Genomic DNA, 17,526 nt, shown 5'->3' with positions numbered 1-17,526 from the left:
CTTTACAAATGAGTCGTGTGATGTAAATCATAGTTACTAATAAAAATAAGGAGTCTAACATACTTAAGGTTTGGGGCAGACCACCTCATCCATTTGCGAATTACCGAAGCAATCGCGGGGAAGATCCGCAGCAGCTGAACATTTGTCAAAAGAATGACTTTTTCGTAAAAATCATTTCTTCCCTTTTACCGGAAAGTGTGATGGCTTTCACTTCGAAAATTTCACCTTTTTATATGATGAGAAGAAGCAGAGATATTTTTCATTTTAAAGAAAGGAGTTTGTATGTGATGATGGATTATGACCAAAACCCTTTTATTGTCATTTGGGAGTTGACGAGAGCATGTCAATTAAATTGTTTACATTGCCGAGCCGAGGCGCAATATCATCGTGATCCCCATGAGTTGACTTTTCAGGAAGGAAAAAAATTAATTGATGATATTTTTGCGATGAACCAGCCGCTATTAGTATTTACCGGCGGTGATCCATTAATGCGGCCGGATTTATTCGCTCTTGCCGAATATGCTATTGAAAAGGGATTGCGTGTTTCAATCACGCCGAGTGCAACTCCAAATGTAACAAAAGAAGTGATGCAGAGGGCAAAAGATATCGGGCTTTCCCGTTGGGCATTTAGTTTGGACGGCCCGAATGCGGAAATTCATGATCATTTTCGCGGCACAAAAGGTTCCTTCGATTTAACGATGCAAGGAATCAAATATTTGCATGAATTTAAGATTCCTGTTCAAATTAATACGGTTGTATCACGCTACAATGTTCATGTTCTTGAAGAAATGGCGGATTTTGTTGAAAAACTTGATTGCGTTCTTTGGAGCGTTTTTTTTCCTCGTACCAACTGGAAGAGGAAAACAATCGGATATGATTTCTCCCGCCCAACATGAACAAGTTTTTCGTTGGTTATATGAAAAGAGCAAACGTGTACCATTTGATATTAAAACGACTGCCGGACAACATTACCGTCGTGTTGTCTTGCAAGCCAAAATGCGTGAACAGCAAATAGATGGAAAAGAAATCCATTATGAAGATATTTTGTTTAAAGGGGCTACAGGGGAAGTGGACGGACTCGGCCGTGCTCCGAAGGGAGTAAATGATGGCAACGGTTTTGTGTTTATTTCCCATATTGGCGATGTTTACCCGAGCGGATTGCTTCCGATCAAAGCGGGAAATGTAAGACAAACACCACTGGCCGATATTTACAGAACTTCACCAATATTTCAAAAATTGCGCAATCCAAATCTTTATAAAGGAAAATGCGGTGTTTGCGAATTTCGTTTTGTTTGCGGAGGCTCACGCTCAAGAGCGTATGCTGTGACAGGCGACTATTTGGAAAGTGAGCCTTATTGTGTATACATTCCTAAAGCGCTTCGCCAAAAACGGGAAGTTTAAACCGTTGGAAACGCAAGCGGTTTTTCAATTTGATTGAATGGGCAAAAATCGGAAAAACATTTTTGTTGAGGTGAAATTTTAACAATTATTTGGCAATCAATAATTATATGATAAAGTTCACAAACATTCCCCGCCTATTTTTATGGTACAGATGATGGCACCATTCATCTGTTTAGGAGGGGGATTTTGGTGAAACAAAAAGCATTACTGCCAGTCACCACTTTAGCCATGACATTTGCATTTGCCGTATGGCGAATTTTATCTCCGTTAGCAAGTACGTTCCAAGATATTTATAACCTGACAGCAACATAAAAAAGCATCTAAGTTGCCAACCCGTCTTGCAAGGTTCTGTCATGCGAATTCCACTCGGAATTTACTGACCGGTATGGCCGACGGTAAATGTATTCTTTGCTTTTATTATTTTTAATTGTCCCATAGTTGGCGTCAGTTTTGCCAATTCTTACGGAATGACGATATTTTGAGCTTTTTCATTGGAATGGACGAAACGTCATTTGCAATTTCAGTTACATTTTTTTCCTGGTTGACACCTCCGGAAAAACAAGGAACAGCGATTATTCCCTGCAGGAAGACAGCATTTGTAAAAAGATTTTCCTGGAAGGGGATTTTTTTGGGGGCTGTGAAACGATTAAACGAAAATTTTAAATGTGATGCCATTTGTTTGGGAGCTGGAAGAAGAGCCAAAAACACCAAAATAATTGGGACTTCTTTCATAAAAAAAGCTGTCCCTTTCAGGAAAGGAACAGTCTTTGAAAAACGTTTAGGAAAGGAACCCTAGCTGCCTTAATGCTTTTTCGCTCATTCTATCAGGGGACCAAGGCGGATTCCAAGTGATTTGGACATTTACGTCTTGAATGCCTTCAATATCACGCAACGCGCGTTTCACACCGCCTGCTATTGAGTCGTGCAACGGACAGCCGGGTGTAGTCAATGTCATTAAAATGAATGCAGTTCCGTCTTTTACTTCAATCTTATAGATCAGTCCTAAATCAACAACATTAATTCCCAATTCAGGATCTAAAACGTTTTGCAGTTTTTCCAAGATCTTTGCTTTTATTTCCATTGTAACATCACCCTTTATATTTCAGTAAACCGTTCCCTCATTTTTTTATTTCAGCAATACGGAGCCAATCGTACAGGCAAATAATCCAGAAAACAGCACCATTCCTCCTTGAGCAAGATAAAATAGACCAGTACTTGAAGAGGCAAGAGCAGCGATCATGCCGATAAGACTCGCAACAAATAAACAGCATTCCATCACAATCCATTTTTCATTTATCATTTGTTTCAAAGTCGGCACCGCTTCTTTGCCGATTTTTTTGCTATACCGGTGTGTCCACCATAGAAAAGGAACAATTTTATATAAGTAGCCAATGATGCTTAATACAATCCAGCCGAACAGATAACAGTAGATGATGATGGAAAAGATGCGGGAATGGATTTCACTTTCAAAAGAAAAACCGGCCGCCGCTATATGCAGGATGACTCCAACAACAATGGCCAAAAGAGCAAACAGAAAAGGTTTATCCAGTTTTTTCTTCATCCTTTTCTTTAAAATGGCAAACATATGGTATGCAAATAACCCATATCCGACAGCCAGCAATTGAAGCCCTGCTGATAACAACCGGTCATTTGCCGTTATAAAACTGATGAAAGTTAACACAAGACCGCTTATATAAAAAATGTAGACATATCGGGCTGTGTTCATTGAAAAATGATGCGCCAATGAAAACATCGGAACCATTTTGTAAGAAAATCCGAAGATAAGAAGTGTAAACCAGCCGGAAAATCCCAGCAATATATGGGCTTTGAAAATCAAATCATGATCGATTAATTGTCTGCCGCTCCAAAAATGGTAGGCAAGCGTCAATCCGAGCCCGATCGTTAGGAGCAAACAAATGAGGGCGGTACCAACAAATAAAGTGATGACCGTTCTTTTCTTCTGTTTTTTTAATGTCATGAACATCTGCCATAAAAACATTACAATCCCGCAAGTAAGAAGCAAGCCTGAAAATATAGCCATTTGAATATTAAAGGCCAGGCTGATGCTAAAAGATAGTATTCCTAATGACGTGACGACCATTTGGATAAAAGCGAATGATTCATTCCATATCGGGGTTAAAAACACGACTGGAACAAGCTGATACATGGCCCCCATGGCTGTCATTAAAGCAAAGCCAATCACTAATAAATGGACAGCTGACAATACGACAGGAAGGCGCATTTCTCCGGTTGAAAGCTGACGAGTTGACAGAAATAAAAGAATTTGAGAAAGGAAAAACGCCAGCAAGCCAAAAATAATAAACGAAAAAGGGATTCGAATATTCGTTTCATAAGTATGATTAGCCGTCATCATCGTCATCCTTCTTTTCAATCGTTATTTCATAGCTTCCATCACTGCGCTTTTGCGTTTGATAGGTATAACCGAGATCGTCAAGCTGTTCAAATAAAAACATCGGGCGGCGGTCATTAATAATTTTCAACGCTTCTCCTTTTTTTAATTTTGCTAATGCCGTTAAAGTCCGCATCATCGGTTGTGGGGGCTCTAAGCCGCGATTATCCAGTATCATTTTTTCATTCCTCCGTTTTAACAAAGGTAATTTTCCAATGTTTATCCTCTATTTTTTCCGCTTGATAAGAAAACCCTTTTTTCTTCATGATAGGAAAAAGCGGAACGGGTTTAAACGGAGCGTGTAAAATAAATACATCTCCTTGTGCAAGAGGCTGAATGGCCGCCATGATTTTTTGAAACGGCTCTAATTTCTTCTTTAAATCTTCGCGAACATCTAATTCAACAGTTTTTCCCATCCATATTCTCCTTTCCATCTTTTTTATCAATGTTCATCATAGTAAAAACAATTCCCGCAATTTGTGATTTGCTTCACTTCATCGGCATCACTTTTGAAAAGTTTATGAATAATTGATTCGTGATGCCGTATTGGCATATATCCTTCCAATTGAGGGAAGGGAAGATGTTGCAACATCAATTGAACTGCTTGTTAGAAAATGTTTCAGTTTTCAATGAAAGATCGGTACCATTTCGCTAAGGATATTGTTTTGCTTGAAATAGAAAGGAGAGTGTGTGTTTTTAAAGCGGAAACAGCTGATGGCATGTAGGGAAATTTATTTCTTTGCTAATATGGTCAGCGGCCATTGTGCGAAAAATACGTCTAACCCGGACAAAGCGCTATTGCAAAAAGATCATTCTAACATTGAAAGTATGTCATTGACATCAAAAAGATGGTTGCCTGAAAAGTGTGCTAGAAGAAAAAGCGGGGCGTAAAACAAGTTAATGCCATTTTTGAAAACGATTGAGAAGTTGTTCATCTATTTAGGTAGCTGGTATTTTTTCATCTTATTGTAAAGTGTAACTCGTGAAATCCCTAATTCTCAGGAAGTTTCGGATTTGTTGCCGGCGGTTTTCTTTAATGTTTTTTCTATCAGTTGTTTCTCGATAGTATCTTTTTTTCAATCAACTTTGAGTTTTTTCGAGTCTGGACGGCTTCTCGACAAGTGACCCGAAATGGAAAAAGCTAAGAAGATCCTGTTGATGGATGAACGGTTTTCTAATATAATAACCATTCTTTCCATCAAGTCGCCAAGCATTGGTACATTGTCCATTTGCCGAAATCGTAAAATATTTTTTGTGTATCTATTTTGCTTTCTCAATTCATTGTATAGAGCCCCATCATGTTAGCCATAAAAAAATGATAAATTGGTAAAATGTATTCCAAATAGGTTTCTTTTTCAGAAAATTTTTTTTACAATTAATTTAACCTTTTATGATCATTCGAATTTATGTGACAGAGATCTCATTCTATTGTTTATCTTGTCTGTAACATATGAAGAATGAATGTATAAGGAGAGGAAGATGTTGCGATATCAATTAACCGCCCTTTATTGAATTTGCGCATTTCGGTGACAGACCGATGGAATTTTCGTTGTGTATTCTGTATGTTGAAATGGAAGGAAGACAGTATTCTTTTATGAAACGGGAATAACTAATGGCGTTTGAAGAAATATATCGTTTGGTCAGCCTCTTTACGTTTAGGCATTCGAAAAATTCGTCTGACCGGAGGGACGAAAGGACATTGATGTACTAATATCGATGTTAAAAAATATTCAAGATCTTCAAGACGTTTCATTGACCATTAACGGATATTTTTAATATCATATGCCAAGCGTTTAAAAAAAGCGGGCATGAACCGGATCAATGTCAGTTTAGATGCTTTAAATAACGAAATTTTTTCTAAAATGAACGGAGGTAAAGCAAAGTCTGAGGAAATTGTTAGAGGAATTGAAGAAGCGGTTGCACAAGGTCTGGCGGTAAAGGTGAACATGGTTGTAAAAGGAATAAATGAGAGCGAAATTTTACCGATGGCTCGTTTTTTTGAAGAAAAAGGAATGACGATCCGCTTCATCGAATATATGGATGTCGAAACCTTAAACGGTTGGAAAATGGACGAAGTTTTGACGAGCAAAGAAGTTCATGATATGATTCACCAAGAAATACCTCTTAAACCAGTTCAGTCAACGTTTTTGGCGAGGTTCCTAAAAGGTATCGATACCGAGGTACGGATGTGGAAGGCGGTTTTATTTCTTCCTTATCAGGAGCTTTTTGTTCTGATTGCACGCGAATGCGCCTATCAGCTGACGGTAAAAAGTATACATGCTATTTGCCTCAAACGGCGTTGATTTATTAGTTAAAATGCGAAAGGGAGCAAGCGGTGAAGAAATATTGGATGAGATCACCCGTGTTTGGCAGGCTCGGGACGATCGTTATTCCGAAGAAAGAGGAAGGATCAATGCTCTTTCTGCAAAAAGACGTGTGGAAATGTCTTATATTGGCGGGTGAGGTGTGATTGATGAGTGTATCTGAACATCGCAGCAAGGCAAATGACCCTGTTCGCTGCAAAGTGATCACCGTTTCTGATACGAGAACGAAGGATACGGATAAAAGCGGTGCATTAATCATCGAATTATTAACGAGAGAACAAATGGAAATAATAGATTACGAGATTGTGAAAGATGAACGGGAAGCCATTCAATCTGCTGTGAAAGAGGCTTCTGACGAAATTGATGTTTTTTTATTGAACGGCGGGACTGGTTTTACAAAACGGGATGTGACGGTTGAAGCGGTAAAAGAATTGCTTGACAAAGAAATGGTTGGTTTTGGGGAATTGTTTCGTTATTTAAGCTATAAAGAAATTGGAAGCGCATCCATGCTTAGTCGAGCGCTTGCCGGTTCAATTGGACAAAAAGTCATTTTTTGCATGCCGGGATCGACAAATGCGGTTCGTCTTGCCATGGAAAAGCTGATTTTGCCGGAACTTCGCCATCTTGTTTGGGAGATGAATCGTCAGTGAACAAGATGATCGGGATTGTGCTGGCAGGAGGACAGTCGAAACGGTTTGGGCAACCGAAAGCATTTGCGAAAAGAAATGGAAAGGAATTTATTTTATATAGTATCGAAGCGCTGCAATGTATCACAAAAGACGTGGTTGTTGTCATACATCCTGAAATAGATACGAAATGGCTGCAAAGGAACCAGCTGACATATATTCAAGATCTCGAATTGTATCAAGGAAAAGGACCTCTTGCCGGCATTTATTCCGTTATGTCCCAATTCAAATCCGAATGGTATATCGTTTTACCTTGTGATACTCCTTTTATCAATGCGCATTTGTTGAAAAAATTGCAATTATACAGAAATGACGGTTGTGAAGCGATTGTTCCTAGTGTTCACGGAAATATTCAGCCATTGATCGCCATGTACCATCATCGAGTGAAGGAAAAAATACGATGGCACCTTGAACAAAATAAGTTAAGCATGAAGCATTTTCTTCCAAGTATTCATACTAGATATGTTGAGATCAATGATGATGATGCTTTCATCAATATTAATACAAAGGATGAATATGACCAGTATATTGTTCATAATAACCTTTTTCCTCAAGCCTCCTTTTCCAAAACAAAATAAATGTTCCTTGGTAGTATCGGGTGGGGGCAAGAAGGGTGGAAAGGAATGGGATCGTTGCGAAAGCCAATTCAAGTAGAGGAAGCAATCGACCGGGTGTTGGAAAAAAGCTATGAAGGTGAAATAGAGTATGTATCAATCGAAAACAGCTTTCATCGTGTGCTTGGTCAAGATATAACTGCTACAACGGATGTACCTGGATTTGATCGATCCCCTTATGACGGCTATGCTGTTTGGGCAGCATCGACCGAGGCCGCTTCAGCTTCCAATCCAGCAGTTTTGGAAGTCGTCGGGACTCAAGGAGCAGATTCTGTTTGGAAAGAATCTTTAAAACCTTTTCAAGCCGTTAAAATTATGACTGGCGCTGCCATTCCAGAAGGTGCAAATGCCGTCATCATGAAGGAATTAACACAGGAATTCAGAAAAGACGGAAAAACATATGTGCAAATAAAAAGAAAAGTTGAGGCAGGAGAAAACATCTCCCGCATCGGAGAAGATATGAAAAAGGGCAGTTTGCTTATCGAAAAAGGAACCGTGATCACTCCGGGAATATCCGCTGTTCTGGCAACGTTCGGGTATCATTACGTTCCGGTTATGAAGAGCCCAAAGGTTGTCGTCATAGCAACCGGGAGCGAATTGCTTGAAGTGTATAAACCGCTGGAAAAAGGAAAAATTCACAATAGCAATACTTATATGCTGCAGGCACAAATTTTCAGAGCTCACGGTGAACCGATTTTATACGGAATTGTGAAAGACACATTTCAAAATGTATTTCAAGCTGTTACAAAAGCAATGCAAATGGCCGACATTATCATCACAACAGGCGGAGTGTCAGTGGGCGATTTTGATTATATCCCAAAGGTGTACGAGCATCTTCAAGCCCAAGTTTTATTCAATAAAATCGGCATGCGTCCAGGGAGTGTTACCTCTGCAGCTGTTGTCGGCAACAAAATTTTGTTCGGCCTCTCAGGCAACCCTTCCGCTTGTTATGTCGGTTTTGAGCTGTTTGTCCGTCCGTATATAAGGGCGATGCTCGGACAAAAAAATTGTTATTTAAAACGAGCCCGGGCGATTTTAACGAAAGATTTTTTAAAGCCGAATCCGTTCACGCGCTTTGTGAGAGCAAAACTGTCCTATCATGATGGAAAGCTAGTAGCTGATCCGATTGGAAGGGACAAATCAAATATTGTTTCATCCTTAATTCATACTAATAGTTTAATTGTTTTGCCTGGCGGAAGCAGAGGATTTCAAGCAGGCAGTGAAGTTAACGTGCTGTTAATCGAAGATGAAGAAGGAGCCTCCAGTTGGCTATGATGATTTTACAAGTGGTAGGGCATCAAAACAGCGGAAAAACTACGCTAATTGAAAAATGCATCAAAGAGCTGACCAATCATGGGATAAAAGTCGGTACTTTTAAACATCACGGTCATGGTGGAAAACCGGATGTTCCAAAAAAAGATACGTATCGGCATTGGGAAGCTGGTGCTGTTGTTTCAGCGGTTCTAGGGGAAGAAACTTTGCTGTTGCAAGCTGAAATAAAAGCGAATGAACATTTTTCGAACATTATGGAACTTTACCGGCATTTTTCAATTGATGTATTGATTATCGAAGGATTGAAAAAAGCTCCATACCCGAAAATTGTCTGTATCCGTGATGAGAAAGATCTTCATCTGCTTGATTTATCAAATGTGATCGCATCGATTAGCTCGATCCCTTTGAAAGAAAAACATTCATTTTTTATTAAAGATGAAGATTTGTATATCAGCTGGATCGTGAACTATGTAAAGGAGAAGCTGTTGGAAATGAGACAATAATGCCATTTTATATTATATTTGGAGGGATAATTATGTTTCAAATTGTGAAAGAACCGATAGATGTTTCACGTGTCATCGAAGCTGTTGTGGATCGAAATGCCGGAGCTATCGTTACATTTATCGGAACTGTAAGGGAATTGACAAAAGGAAAAAAAACATTGTATTTAGAATATGAAGCATATGAATCGATGGCTCAAAAAAAACTGGAACAAATCGGAGCTGAAATTAAACAGCAGTTTCCGAATGCTAAGGTTGCCATTGTCCATCGTATCGGACGATTAGAAATTACGGATGCCGCGGTCGTCATCGCCGTATCTACTCCTCACCGCGCTGATGCTTATGAAGCAAACCGTTATGCAATCGAGCGGATTAAAGAAATGGTACCGATATGGAAGAAAGAGCATTGGGAGGATGGCTCATTGTGGATCGGCAATCAGCAAGAAACGATTTCTTATGAAAAAGGCATTCCAAAGGAGATGAAGTCATGATCCGAATTTTATTTTTCGCCCAACTAAAAGAGCAGCTGAATAAAAAGGAGATGACATTGCCATATCAAGAAATAACTGTTAAACAACTCCGCGAACGGTTGGAAAAAGAATATTCACTGCCCGCCCTATCCTCCGTCCTTTTTGCCATCAATGAAGAATTTGCTGCAGAAGATGACATCATTCGGGATGGGGATGTTGTCGCCCTTATTCCGCCGATGAGTGGAGGTTAAAAACATGAAGAAGCTGACTCACTTAAATGAGCAAGGAAGGGCAAAAATGGTAGATATTTCAGAGAAACAGGAAACAGTCCGTACTGCACATGCCATCTCAAGTATTCTTGTTTCAAAAGAAGTGTATGAAAAAATCACAAGCTCACAGGTCAAAAAAGGAGATGTTCTGTCAGTAGCGCAAGTAGCTGGAATTATGGCCGCCAAACGCACGGCTGACATCATTCCAATGTGCCATCCGATTGCTTTAAAAGCGGTGGATATTCAATTTGAATGGAAATGCGACGAAAACAAATATGAATTAATGATCCATTCATTTGTGAAAACAAAAGGAAGCACAGGGGTTGAAATGGAAGCATTAACTGCTGCGAGCGTCTGCGCCTTAACCGTGTATGATATGTGCAAAGCAATCGATAAAGGAATGGTCATTGGCCAAACATATTTAATGGAGAAAACAGGCGGCAAAAGCGGTGACTTCCGCCGTGAACTATAACTTTTATAGGTAATTGATCATTATAGAAAAGAATTTTTAGCTGCAGAAAGAAACTAGTTACCATGAAACCAATCAACTTACTCTGTCTTTAAATAAAAGGACGCCAAGCTGAAAACTACAAGGAAAGAGACACGTTTGAAAAAAGCATGATCATATCAAATGTTTCGCAATCCGGGCTCTTGGAACTGGAAAAATTTCTAAGGAGCCCTGTACATATTTTTCATTCGGCATATAGAGCTTCTTCATTATCATCGATGAAGGGCTGCATAAGCGTTGTGGACAACGAGCTTGTCGGGGTGTTCTCGTACCGTCCTATAACCGCCTCGTTGTCGTCTGTTTTGATTTATGTCATTCTTTCTGAACGATTCAATCAGCTCTATTTCACAAGTTATTCTATTGTTTTAAGGAAAAAATTTTATCATATCGAGTTGAATGCTTTTGCATCCCGTTTTGCAAAAAAGGCCAGGGGCTTATGAAGTGTCTAGAGCCCCAAAATTGTTGGATTGCTGAGGCAGCATGGATAAAACGAAAGGTTAAGGACAAATTTTTTTAAACTCCTCTGATCATTTCTCCAAAGCAGGGAAGAAAACTGCTTCAAGACGCAAAATGTCGATCTTCATTAAGCACTTATGATCAAAAGGCGTTTTCCTTTCAATAACATTGATTTTCCGCTTCGCAAAAAATTTTACAAAATGCTCCAAATACGTTAAAATTTCATTCAAAAAGCTTTTTTTATTTAAAACAAGAGGTATAAAATTCAAATTTTTTATCTTTTTTCCATTCCTTTGTTCCGACATTAAATGAAATAAAAAATTTTCAGTGGTTTGCTGCACGAAATAAAATAAATAAGAGTGCCAAGCTTTTTATAAAGAGAGAAGTGTTTAATAAGTATAATGGTTTGAATCATTTGCAACTTTATTCATAATCAAAACAGGGGATTTCGCTTTTTATGAAGAAAGGGCTGTTTTACATGTTTCACATCAAAAATTTACGATACAAAGATATTCTATACATTGACGAGTTGAAAATTGAAGAAAAACAAGTAACGTGCATCATTGGCCAAAGCGGGGGAGGAAAGACAACACTTTTAAAAATGCTCAATCACATGCTGTCGCCAGATCAAGGAGAAATTGTTTATAAAGGCCGGTCATTGTTTGAATGGAATCCAATCGCTTTAAGACGGGAAGTTGTGATGCTTTCACAGCAGCCAGTAATGTTTGAAGGAAATATTCGAGAGAATTTGAATTTCGGCAGAATTTTATCTGAAAAAGAGCCTCTTGACGATGAAAAGTTGAAAGAAGCACTAAAATTTGTGTGCTTGCAAAAAAAATTAGAGGATGACGTGGAACAATTGTCCGGCGGAGAAAAACAAAGACTTGCACTAGCCAGAATTTTTCTAATGGATCCAGAAGTTTTTTTATTAGACGAGCCAACCTCTGCGCTAGATAAAGGAACTGAAGAGAAAATCATGGATGCATTCATTCGTTATTCAAAGGAAAAAGAAAAAACGGTTATTATGGTAACACACTCAGATACAATACCAAAAACATATGCAGATAAAGTTATTACGATAAATAAACCAACAGGTGATAATCAATGAAGCAAGAAGTTATCAACATCGAATTTTGGAGGCTCTCGGCAGCATATTTATTTGTTCTTATTTTAATATTGCTTGTAAAAAAACGAGAAATTAAACGTGAAAAATTAATTGTCCTTTCAACTGCCAGGATGACGATTCAACTTGTGCTAGTCGGATACATATTGATGTATATTTTTAAAAATCCTTCACCTTGGATTGTCTTATTGGTGCTTTGTTTCATGGAATCGTTTGCCGTTTATAATATATTTAAACAGCTTCATAAGCCTTTATCGAAAAAATTGAAGCTGGTCATTGTGCTGTCAATGGTTATCGGCTCTCTCGTCAGCCTGTTGTATTTTAATCTAATCGTCATTCATTTTAAGCCTTGGTATGAACCTCAATACTTTATCCCGATTGCCGGAATGTTTATTGGAAATTCAATGATCGGTATAACGCTAGGCATGAAAGAAATGATCGAAAATTTTGCTACCCAAAAGAATCTGATTGAAGGGGCGCTCATGTTAGGTGCTAAACCCGATGCAGCAACAAAACCAATCGTAAACTCTGCATTTGATTCAGCTATTTTGCCGACTATCAATAACATGGTCGGTATGGGGATAGTGTTTTTGCCGGGAATGATGACAGGTCAAATCCTCGCAGGTACAAGCCCTTTAGTTGCAATCGAATATCAAATTGTGATTTTGATCGGCATTGCCGGAAGTGTAGGGATTTCATCTTTTTTATCACTGCAATTCGGCTACAAAACATTTTTTAATGATCGCTTCCAATTTATACCACAAAATGGAAAAGAGAAGTAAAGGAACGGCAAAGAGCGGCAATAATTCATTGATTTTGTCGCTCAAATCATGAGGATGAGGGTATGAGTGGAGTTTTTTTTAAAACATAAATATATTATGTAAACTGATAAGGAGATGAATGAACAGACTTCAGGATATAGAACAAACAAAAATGAAGCGTTAATAAAAATAAATAAATCATAATCCAAAATTAATCATGGAATGAATTTAAACACGCAGCAAATCATAACGAATTTTTAAGATCAATTTTTAAAGATCAATTAATCAAATCGCAATGTAAATTTACAATTTAAAAAGAAATTCATTAAATGCAATTAAAATACAATTTGTTTCATTTTTTTATTTTGTCTCATCACAACAAGTAATCTCTTTAGTGAAACAAGATCCATTTATAACTTCCTATAATATATATTATGTAAACTAAAATTCGAAAAATATAAAGCAGCTATTGACTACTTAACTGCCCTTTCGTTAATTTTATAAAATTCTTCGCTAAATGATTTGTCATGTTTTAACAACCATGTATAATACGTTCCTAATGTAATTCAAGCAGTTCCACATGCTCGATGAATGCAATAATTTTTTTTTCGATATTCATCGATAAAAGCTTTTTACTTTCTGCAACAGCATGTTTTGTCTTTAATTTTGCGTTTTGCAATGTTTCTGTATCCAAATTTTGATCCGGGAACACTTCAAATTTGCGTTTTAAGTACAATCCTTTGTCATGAGATATGTAATGCACCCCTTTGTCAAGACACAAATTGATAATATTTAAGTTATCCATTCTCTCCTTTCGCTATGAATGTGGTGCGTGTGCGATAAAGGCTTGACATGGAGCCTCTACGGGCACGATTTTTTGCGCTGGAGCGATGGACAGATAACATCGCATGGCTAAAACAGCCTATCATGCCCGTCTCTCCATATAAAGCCTCTCATCACGTTCGATGGTTAGGATGCTTGAGCCATCTTAGGTTGCTTGTACACTGTTGCTGGCGTCAAATAGTCCAAGGATTGGTGAGGTCGGTCTGTATTATAGAACGTAACATAGCGTCGAATGCCTTTTCGCAACTCTTTAGGATTCTCGAATTCATTGAGATAGATACATTCATACTTTAAAGCTCTAAAGAATCGTTCCGTACGACTATTGTCTGTTGCTCGTCCTTTGCCATCCATTGATACCTGGATGCCATACTCTTTCAACAGCCCGAGATAGTCAGCGTTTGTAAAATGGCTGCCCTGGTCACTATTGATGATGGCCGGCTTACCATGACGCAATGCCCGCTTCAGACAGTCGATGACAAATCCTTTCTCCAGCGTACTAGATAACTCGTAATCGATCACTTTGCGGCTGAACCAGTCGATGATGGTAAACAGGTACATAAAGCCCCGTCCCATACGAAGGTAGGTGATATCCACTCCCCATACATGGTTCGGACGGGTGATCTCCAATCCACGGAGCAGGTAAGGCCGGCAGTACTTGGCATGTAGCCTCTTACTAAGGTTGGGTTTAGGGTAAATAGCTTGTATACCCATAAGGCGCATGAGACGGCGTACGCGTTTATGATTCACATCAAATCCTTTCTCACGAAGTTTCGCAGTCATGCGCCTGTAGCCAAAGTAGGGATGAGCTGTATAAAGCATATCCATTTCGTGCATGAGCATGATGTTTTCTGAGCTTTCTGTTTGCCCCTTTGATTGGCGATACACGCTAGTACGATGAATACCTAATAACTGTGCCTGACGCTTGATGCTGATCGATGGGTGATTGAATTCGACCATAGCCTTTCGTTCGTCAACAGACTTATTTGAGCCCAGATTTTTTTTCAGCCAGTCAACTTCAACCGTTAACTGACCTACCAATTTCTCTAAATTTTCTTGTTTGGCCTCATATTCTTTACGGATTTTATCCACTTCGCTTGAGCCTTTTTCAAAGACCATCGAGGATCGTTCTAGAAATTCTGCTTTCCAACGACTGACCATGACTGGGCTTAATTCATATTTGGCGGCTATTTCATTGACGGTTTGCTCTTCACGCAACACCTCAAGAACCACCTTAGCTTTAAATTCTGCGGTATATCGGTTTCTTTTTTTCATGGTATCATTATAACTTATTTATCACGCTCATGTGTCTCACCTTATGGGAGCATTATAATAAATCCAGTCGTAAAATTCCTTAATGGTTTTACGACCGCTCATATATAAACGAATTTAGTTAAGTTTACTTCAAATCCACATGCTTTTAAATGATTCTCCAATGCAGTTACAATAACTTTTCTATAAATCTCTATCACCAATGCAACAAGCATTTCAGAGGAATCTGAACTTGAAAAAAATTAATTTAAGTTATTATTGTTGATGTATTCACAATATTTATTTAATTATCTGGTTAAGAAAGTGAACATCGTTAAAAAGCAGTTAATTTAACAAACCGATCGACTTGATTTTCTTAGATTTCATACATTAATATTCAACCCGCAAATTATAACACCGCGTTTTCCTATTAGAAAATCCGATTAGATGAATTATTATTCTAAATCATCGTAATCATGAGGAGTACTTACAGCTAATTTATAACGATAATTTAAATTTCCTGGTTCTTTTTGATACAGTTCTTCATATAAGCGCAATGCTTCCACGTACTTTTTCATGTATAAGAAAATTCTTACTTTTTACTGATGTTGCAAAGCTTTCATAGTGTGTATCCTTAATGGTTACTCCTTCAAATTCGAGGATTTCTTCAGAGGGGTTCATTTGTGTCGTGAATTTATGAAGTTAGAATCTATTTGATTAATGCAATAGTGTTGCCTTAACCTTTTTTTCTTTTATTCGCAGGATGGTTGAGGTTCTTAACGAAAATTCCTTTCTGCATCTGGTTAGATAATTTATCTAACTTCTCCAACTTTTCGAATACAGATATGTCCCCTCCAATTGCTTTTCCAAACAACTCTTTTATGATATCCGTTTGGACATTCTTTTCATAAAGTTCTTCTGACCTTCTTCTTGAATACTTTGGTGATAGATGGGCTTCTACTGCTATCTTGAACATATTGAAATGTAGAACGTGCAAATTTGAAACATTCGAAGAAATGGATATTACTCCTTCATCATGAGCGTTTATTTTGAATGACGAAATGAACTTTTTATTTGGGAAAGTTTATTTTGTAAGTTTGCGTGATCACGTTTCATTTGACTAAGACGATTCGTTACAACTTTTTTTCCATATCCATGTGGTGCGGAGGCGATTAATATTACATTTTCTTTATAATTGTTCATTTGAGAGACCTTCTAACAGCATTTTGATAAAGTAACAATAAGAATATCCTTTTGATTCAAGTATAGCATTAAATATATTCTCTTGGTAAGCCTTCAGTTTATAATAATCCCACTCTCTATAATGCTCCCATAAGGTGAGACACATGAGCGTGATAAATAAGTTATAATGATACCATGAAAAAAAGAAACCGATATACCGCAGAATTTAAAGCTAAGGTGGTTCTTGAGGTGTTGCGTGAAGAGCAAACCGTCAATGAAATAGCCGCCAAATATGAATTAAGCCCAGTCATGGTCAGTCGTTGGAAAGCAGAATTTCTAGAACGATCCTCGATGGTCTTTGAAAAAGGCTCAAGCGAAGTGGATAAAATCCGTAAAGAATATGAGGCCAAACAAGAAAATTTAGAGAAATTGGTAGGTCAGTTAACGGTTGAAGTTGACTGGCTGAAAAAAAAATCTGGACTCAAATAAGTCTGTTGACGAACGAAAGGCTATGGTCGAATTCAATCACCCATCGATCAGCATCAAGCGTCAGGCACAGTTATTAGGTATTCATCGTACTAGCGTGTATCGCCAATCAAAGGGGCAAACAGAAAGCTCAGAAAACATCATGCTCATGCACGAAATGGATATGCTTTATACAGCTCATCCCTACTTTGGCTACAGGCGCATGACTGCGAAACTTCGTGAGAAAGGATTTGATGTGAATCATAAACGCGTACGCCGTCTCATGCGCCTTATGGGTATACAAGCTATTTACCCTAAACCCAACCTTAGTAAGAGGCTACATGCCAAGTACTGCCGGCCTTACCTGCTCCGTGGATTGGAGATCACCCGTCCGAACCATGTATGGGGAGTGGATATCACCTACCTTCGTATGGGACGGGGCTTTATGTACCTGTTTACCATCATCGACTGGTTCAGCCGCAAAGTGATCGATTACGAGTTATCTAGTACGCTGGAGAAAGGATTTGTCATCGACTGTCTGAAGCGGGCATTGCGTCATGGTAAGCCGGCCATCATCAATAGTGACCAGGGCAGCCATTTTACAAACGCTGACTATCTCGGGCTGTTGAAAGAGTATGGCATCCAGGTATCAATGGATGGCAAAGGACGAGCAACAGACAATAGTCGTACGGAACGATTCTTTAGAGCTTTAAAGTATGAATGTATCTATCTCAATGAATTCGAGAATCCTAAAGAGTTGCGAAAAGGCATTCGACGCTATGTTACGTTCTATAATACAGACCGACCTCACCAATCCTTGGACTATTTGACGCCAGCAACAGTGTACAAGCAACCTAAGATGGCTCAAGCATCCTAACCATCGAACGTGATGAGAGGCTTTATATGGAGAGACGGGCATGATAGGCTGTTTTAGCCATGCGATGTTATCTGTCCATCGCTCCAGCGCAAAAAATCGTGCCCGTAGAGGCTCCAT

19 protein-coding genes and 3 pseudogenes are annotated in these 17,526 nt (G+C 38.6%); 13 read left to right on the top strand and 9 right to left on the bottom strand.

The features are described from left to right. Positions 1 to 287: 287 nt before the first annotated feature. Together ACVIJU_RS10385 and ACVIJU_RS10380 are read left to right on the top strand one after the other, a co-directional pair. A pseudogene (locus ACVIJU_RS10385) lies at positions 288 to 1,401 on the top strand (TIGR04053 family radical SAM/SPASM domain-containing protein). Between the two features lie 189 nt (positions 1,402 to 1,590). Further along, complete coding sequence (locus ACVIJU_RS10380) at positions 1,591 to 1,713, top strand: hypothetical protein (protein ID WP_268753464.1); 123 nt, start codon at positions 1,591 to 1,593, stop codon at positions 1,711 to 1,713. Positions 1,714 to 2,179: 466 nt separating this feature from the next. On the opposite strand, the gene ACVIJU_RS10375 is transcribed toward ACVIJU_RS10380, so the two are convergent. The 5 genes and pseudogenes from ACVIJU_RS10375 to ACVIJU_RS10355 all read right to left on the bottom strand — a co-directional run bounded on the left by ACVIJU_RS10375 (position 2,180) and on the right by ACVIJU_RS10355 (position 4,875). Continuing rightward, complete coding sequence (locus ACVIJU_RS10375; RefSeq protein ID WP_063387670.1) at positions 2,180 to 2,482, bottom strand: metal-sulfur cluster assembly factor; 303 nt, start codon at positions 2,480 to 2,482, stop codon at positions 2,180 to 2,182. 45 nt (positions 2,483 to 2,527) lie between these two features. Further along, complete coding sequence (locus ACVIJU_RS10370) at positions 2,528 to 3,775, bottom strand: hypothetical protein (protein ID WP_063387669.1); 1,248 nt, start codon at positions 3,773 to 3,775, stop codon at positions 2,528 to 2,530. Further along, complete coding sequence (locus tag ACVIJU_RS10365) at positions 3,762 to 3,989, bottom strand: DUF2249 domain-containing protein (RefSeq protein ID WP_063387668.1); 228 nt, start codon at positions 3,987 to 3,989, stop codon at positions 3,762 to 3,764. Before ACVIJU_RS10365 ends, ACVIJU_RS10370 begins: the two co-directional genes overlap by 14 nt. A gap of 4 nt (positions 3,990 to 3,993) precedes the next feature. Continuing rightward, a complete protein-coding gene (locus ACVIJU_RS10360; RefSeq protein ID WP_063387667.1) occupies positions 3,994 to 4,227 on the bottom strand; it encodes a DUF2249 domain-containing protein in 234 nt (77 codons plus the stop codon). A gap of 519 nt (positions 4,228 to 4,746) precedes the next feature. Then, a pseudogene (locus tag ACVIJU_RS10355) lies at positions 4,747 to 4,875 on the bottom strand (helix-turn-helix domain-containing protein). Between the two features lie 423 nt (positions 4,876 to 5,298). Here ACVIJU_RS10355 and moaA point away from each other — a divergent pair. The 10 genes and pseudogenes from moaA (at position 5,299) to ACVIJU_RS10305 (ending at position 12,815) form a co-directional block, all read left to right on the top strand. Beyond that, positions 5,299 to 6,274, top strand: a pseudogene (gene moaA / locus ACVIJU_RS10350) (GTP 3',8-cyclase MoaA). A 10-nt stretch (positions 6,275 to 6,284) separates the two neighbouring features. Further along, positions 6,285 to 6,785, top strand: a complete 501-nt coding sequence (locus ACVIJU_RS10345) for a MogA/MoaB family molybdenum cofactor biosynthesis protein (protein WP_094245859.1) — start codon at positions 6,285 to 6,287, stop codon at positions 6,783 to 6,785. A 5-nt stretch (positions 6,786 to 6,790) separates the two neighbouring features. Continuing rightward, positions 6,791 to 7,399: a molybdenum cofactor guanylyltransferase gene (locus ACVIJU_RS10340; RefSeq protein ID WP_063387703.1), complete on the top strand. Its 609-nt coding sequence runs from the start codon at positions 6,791 to 6,793 to the stop codon at positions 7,397 to 7,399. A gap of 45 nt (positions 7,400 to 7,444) precedes the next feature. Continuing rightward, the gene (locus ACVIJU_RS10335) at positions 7,445 to 8,710 is read left to right on the top strand and encodes a molybdopterin molybdotransferase MoeA (RefSeq protein WP_144598047.1); all 1,266 of its coding nucleotides are present in this window, start codon (positions 7,445 to 7,447) and stop codon (positions 8,708 to 8,710) included. Next, positions 8,707 to 9,210 (top strand): molybdopterin-guanine dinucleotide biosynthesis protein B, encoded by a 504-nt coding sequence (gene mobB / locus ACVIJU_RS10330; RefSeq protein WP_186439295.1) that lies wholly within the window; start codon positions 8,707 to 8,709, stop codon positions 9,208 to 9,210. The genes ACVIJU_RS10335 and mobB overlap by 4 nt, the downstream gene beginning before the upstream one ends. A 32-nt stretch (positions 9,211 to 9,242) precedes the next feature. Continuing rightward, the gene (locus ACVIJU_RS10325) at positions 9,243 to 9,698 is read left to right on the top strand and encodes a molybdenum cofactor biosynthesis protein MoaE (protein ID WP_130156967.1); all 456 of its coding nucleotides are present in this window, start codon (positions 9,243 to 9,245) and stop codon (positions 9,696 to 9,698) included. Continuing rightward, complete coding sequence (gene moaD, locus ACVIJU_RS10320; RefSeq protein ID WP_063387661.1) at positions 9,695 to 9,928, top strand: molybdopterin converting factor subunit 1; 234 nt, start codon at positions 9,695 to 9,697, stop codon at positions 9,926 to 9,928. Before ACVIJU_RS10325 ends, moaD begins: the two co-directional genes overlap by 4 nt. A gap of 4 nt (positions 9,929 to 9,932) precedes the next feature. Beyond that, positions 9,933 to 10,418: a cyclic pyranopterin monophosphate synthase MoaC gene (gene moaC, locus ACVIJU_RS10315; protein ID WP_063387660.1), complete on the top strand. Its 486-nt coding sequence runs from the start codon at positions 9,933 to 9,935 to the stop codon at positions 10,416 to 10,418. Between the two features lie 970 nt (positions 10,419 to 11,388). Next, a complete protein-coding gene (locus tag ACVIJU_RS10310) occupies positions 11,389 to 12,018 on the top strand; it encodes an ABC transporter ATP-binding protein (RefSeq protein ID WP_063387700.1) in 630 nt (209 codons plus the stop codon). After that, positions 12,015 to 12,815 (top strand): ABC transporter permease, encoded by an 801-nt coding sequence (locus ACVIJU_RS10305; RefSeq protein ID WP_063387658.1) that lies wholly within the window; start codon positions 12,015 to 12,017, stop codon positions 12,813 to 12,815. The genes ACVIJU_RS10310 and ACVIJU_RS10305 overlap by 4 nt, the downstream gene beginning before the upstream one ends. 535 nt (positions 12,816 to 13,350) lie before the next feature. Here the strand turns inward: ACVIJU_RS10305 and ACVIJU_RS10300 are convergent. The 4 genes from ACVIJU_RS10300 to ACVIJU_RS10285 form a co-directional block, all read right to left on the bottom strand. Next, positions 13,351 to 13,599, bottom strand: a complete 249-nt coding sequence (locus ACVIJU_RS10300) for a hypothetical protein (protein WP_456687549.1) — start codon at positions 13,597 to 13,599, stop codon at positions 13,351 to 13,353. 164 nt (positions 13,600 to 13,763) lie between these two features. Further along, on the bottom strand, positions 13,764 to 14,909 hold the full coding sequence (locus ACVIJU_RS10295) for an IS3 family transposase (protein ID WP_153028083.1): 1,146 nt from the start codon (positions 14,907 to 14,909) through the stop codon (positions 13,764 to 13,766). Positions 14,910 to 15,340: 431 nt separating this feature from the next. After that, positions 15,341 to 15,463: a hypothetical protein gene (locus ACVIJU_RS10290; RefSeq protein ID WP_311066121.1), complete on the bottom strand. Its 123-nt coding sequence runs from the start codon at positions 15,461 to 15,463 to the stop codon at positions 15,341 to 15,343. Between the two features lie 466 nt (positions 15,464 to 15,929). Continuing rightward, positions 15,930 to 16,088 (bottom strand): hypothetical protein, encoded by a 159-nt coding sequence (locus ACVIJU_RS10285; protein ID WP_165381934.1) that lies wholly within the window; start codon positions 16,086 to 16,088, stop codon positions 15,930 to 15,932. A 174-nt stretch (positions 16,089 to 16,262) separates the two neighbouring features. Here ACVIJU_RS10285 and ACVIJU_RS10280 point away from each other — a divergent pair. Continuing rightward, a protein-coding gene (locus ACVIJU_RS10280; RefSeq protein ID WP_445684688.1) for an IS3 family transposase occupies positions 16,263 to 17,409 on the top strand; the annotation gives its coding sequence in 2 pieces (ribosomal slippage) (positions 16,263 to 16,534 and positions 16,533 to 17,409; 1,149 coding nt in all). Positions 17,410 to 17,526: the final 117 nt, after the last annotated feature.

It is taken from the genome of Aeribacillus sp. SP014, assembly GCF_054055575.1.
Note: the sequence above shows the minus strand (reverse complement) of the source record. Positions and strands in the feature narration are given on the sequence as shown.

Bases quoted from the DNA above. Each gene is read 5' to 3' on its own strand.
- ACVIJU_RS10335 (WP_144598047.1), top strand. From the start codon at position 7,445: ATGGGATCGTTGCGAAAGCCAATTCAAGTAGAGGAAGCAATCGACCGG.
- mobB (WP_186439295.1), top strand. From the start codon at position 8,707: ATGATGATTTTACAAGTGGTAGGGCATCAAAACAGCGGAAAAACTACG.
- ACVIJU_RS10360 (WP_063387667.1), bottom strand. From the start codon at position 4,227: ATGGGAAAAACTGTTGAATTAGATGTTCGCGAAGATTTAAAGAAGAAA.
- ACVIJU_RS10345 (WP_094245859.1), top strand. From the start codon at position 6,285: ATGAGTGTATCTGAACATCGCAGCAAGGCAAATGACCCTGTTCGCTGC.
- moaC (WP_063387660.1), top strand. From the start codon at position 9,933: ATGAAGAAGCTGACTCACTTAAATGAGCAAGGAAGGGCAAAAATGGTA.
- ACVIJU_RS10305 (WP_063387658.1), top strand. From the start codon at position 12,015: ATGAAGCAAGAAGTTATCAACATCGAATTTTGGAGGCTCTCGGCAGCA.
- ACVIJU_RS10325 (WP_130156967.1), top strand. From the start codon at position 9,243: ATGTTTCAAATTGTGAAAGAACCGATAGATGTTTCACGTGTCATCGAA.
- ACVIJU_RS10295 (WP_153028083.1), bottom strand. From the start codon at position 14,909: ATGAAAAAAAGAAACCGATATACCGCAGAATTTAAAGCTAAGGTGGTT.
- ACVIJU_RS10365 (WP_063387668.1), bottom strand. From the start codon at position 3,989: ATGATACTGGATAATCGCGGCTTAGAGCCCCCACAACCGATGATGCGG.
- moaD (WP_063387661.1), top strand. From the start codon at position 9,695: ATGATCCGAATTTTATTTTTCGCCCAACTAAAAGAGCAGCTGAATAAA.
- ACVIJU_RS10285 (WP_165381934.1), bottom strand. From the start codon at position 16,088: ATGAACAATTATAAAGAAAATGTAATATTAATCGCCTCCGCACCACAT.
- ACVIJU_RS10290 (WP_311066121.1), bottom strand. From the start codon at position 15,463: ATGAAAAAGTACGTGGAAGCATTGCGCTTATATGAAGAACTGTATCAA.
- ACVIJU_RS10375 (WP_063387670.1), bottom strand. From the start codon at position 2,482: ATGGAAATAAAAGCAAAGATCTTGGAAAAACTGCAAAACGTTTTAGAT.
- ACVIJU_RS10300 (WP_456687549.1), bottom strand. From the start codon at position 13,599: ATGGATAACTTAAATATTATCAATTTGTGTCTTGACAAAGGGGTGCAT.
- ACVIJU_RS10310 (WP_063387700.1), top strand. From the start codon at position 11,389: ATGTTTCACATCAAAAATTTACGATACAAAGATATTCTATACATTGAC.
- ACVIJU_RS10340 (WP_063387703.1), top strand. From the start codon at position 6,791: ATGATCGGGATTGTGCTGGCAGGAGGACAGTCGAAACGGTTTGGGCAA.
- ACVIJU_RS10370 (WP_063387669.1), bottom strand. From the start codon at position 3,775: ATGATGACGGCTAATCATACTTATGAAACGAATATTCGAATCCCTTTT.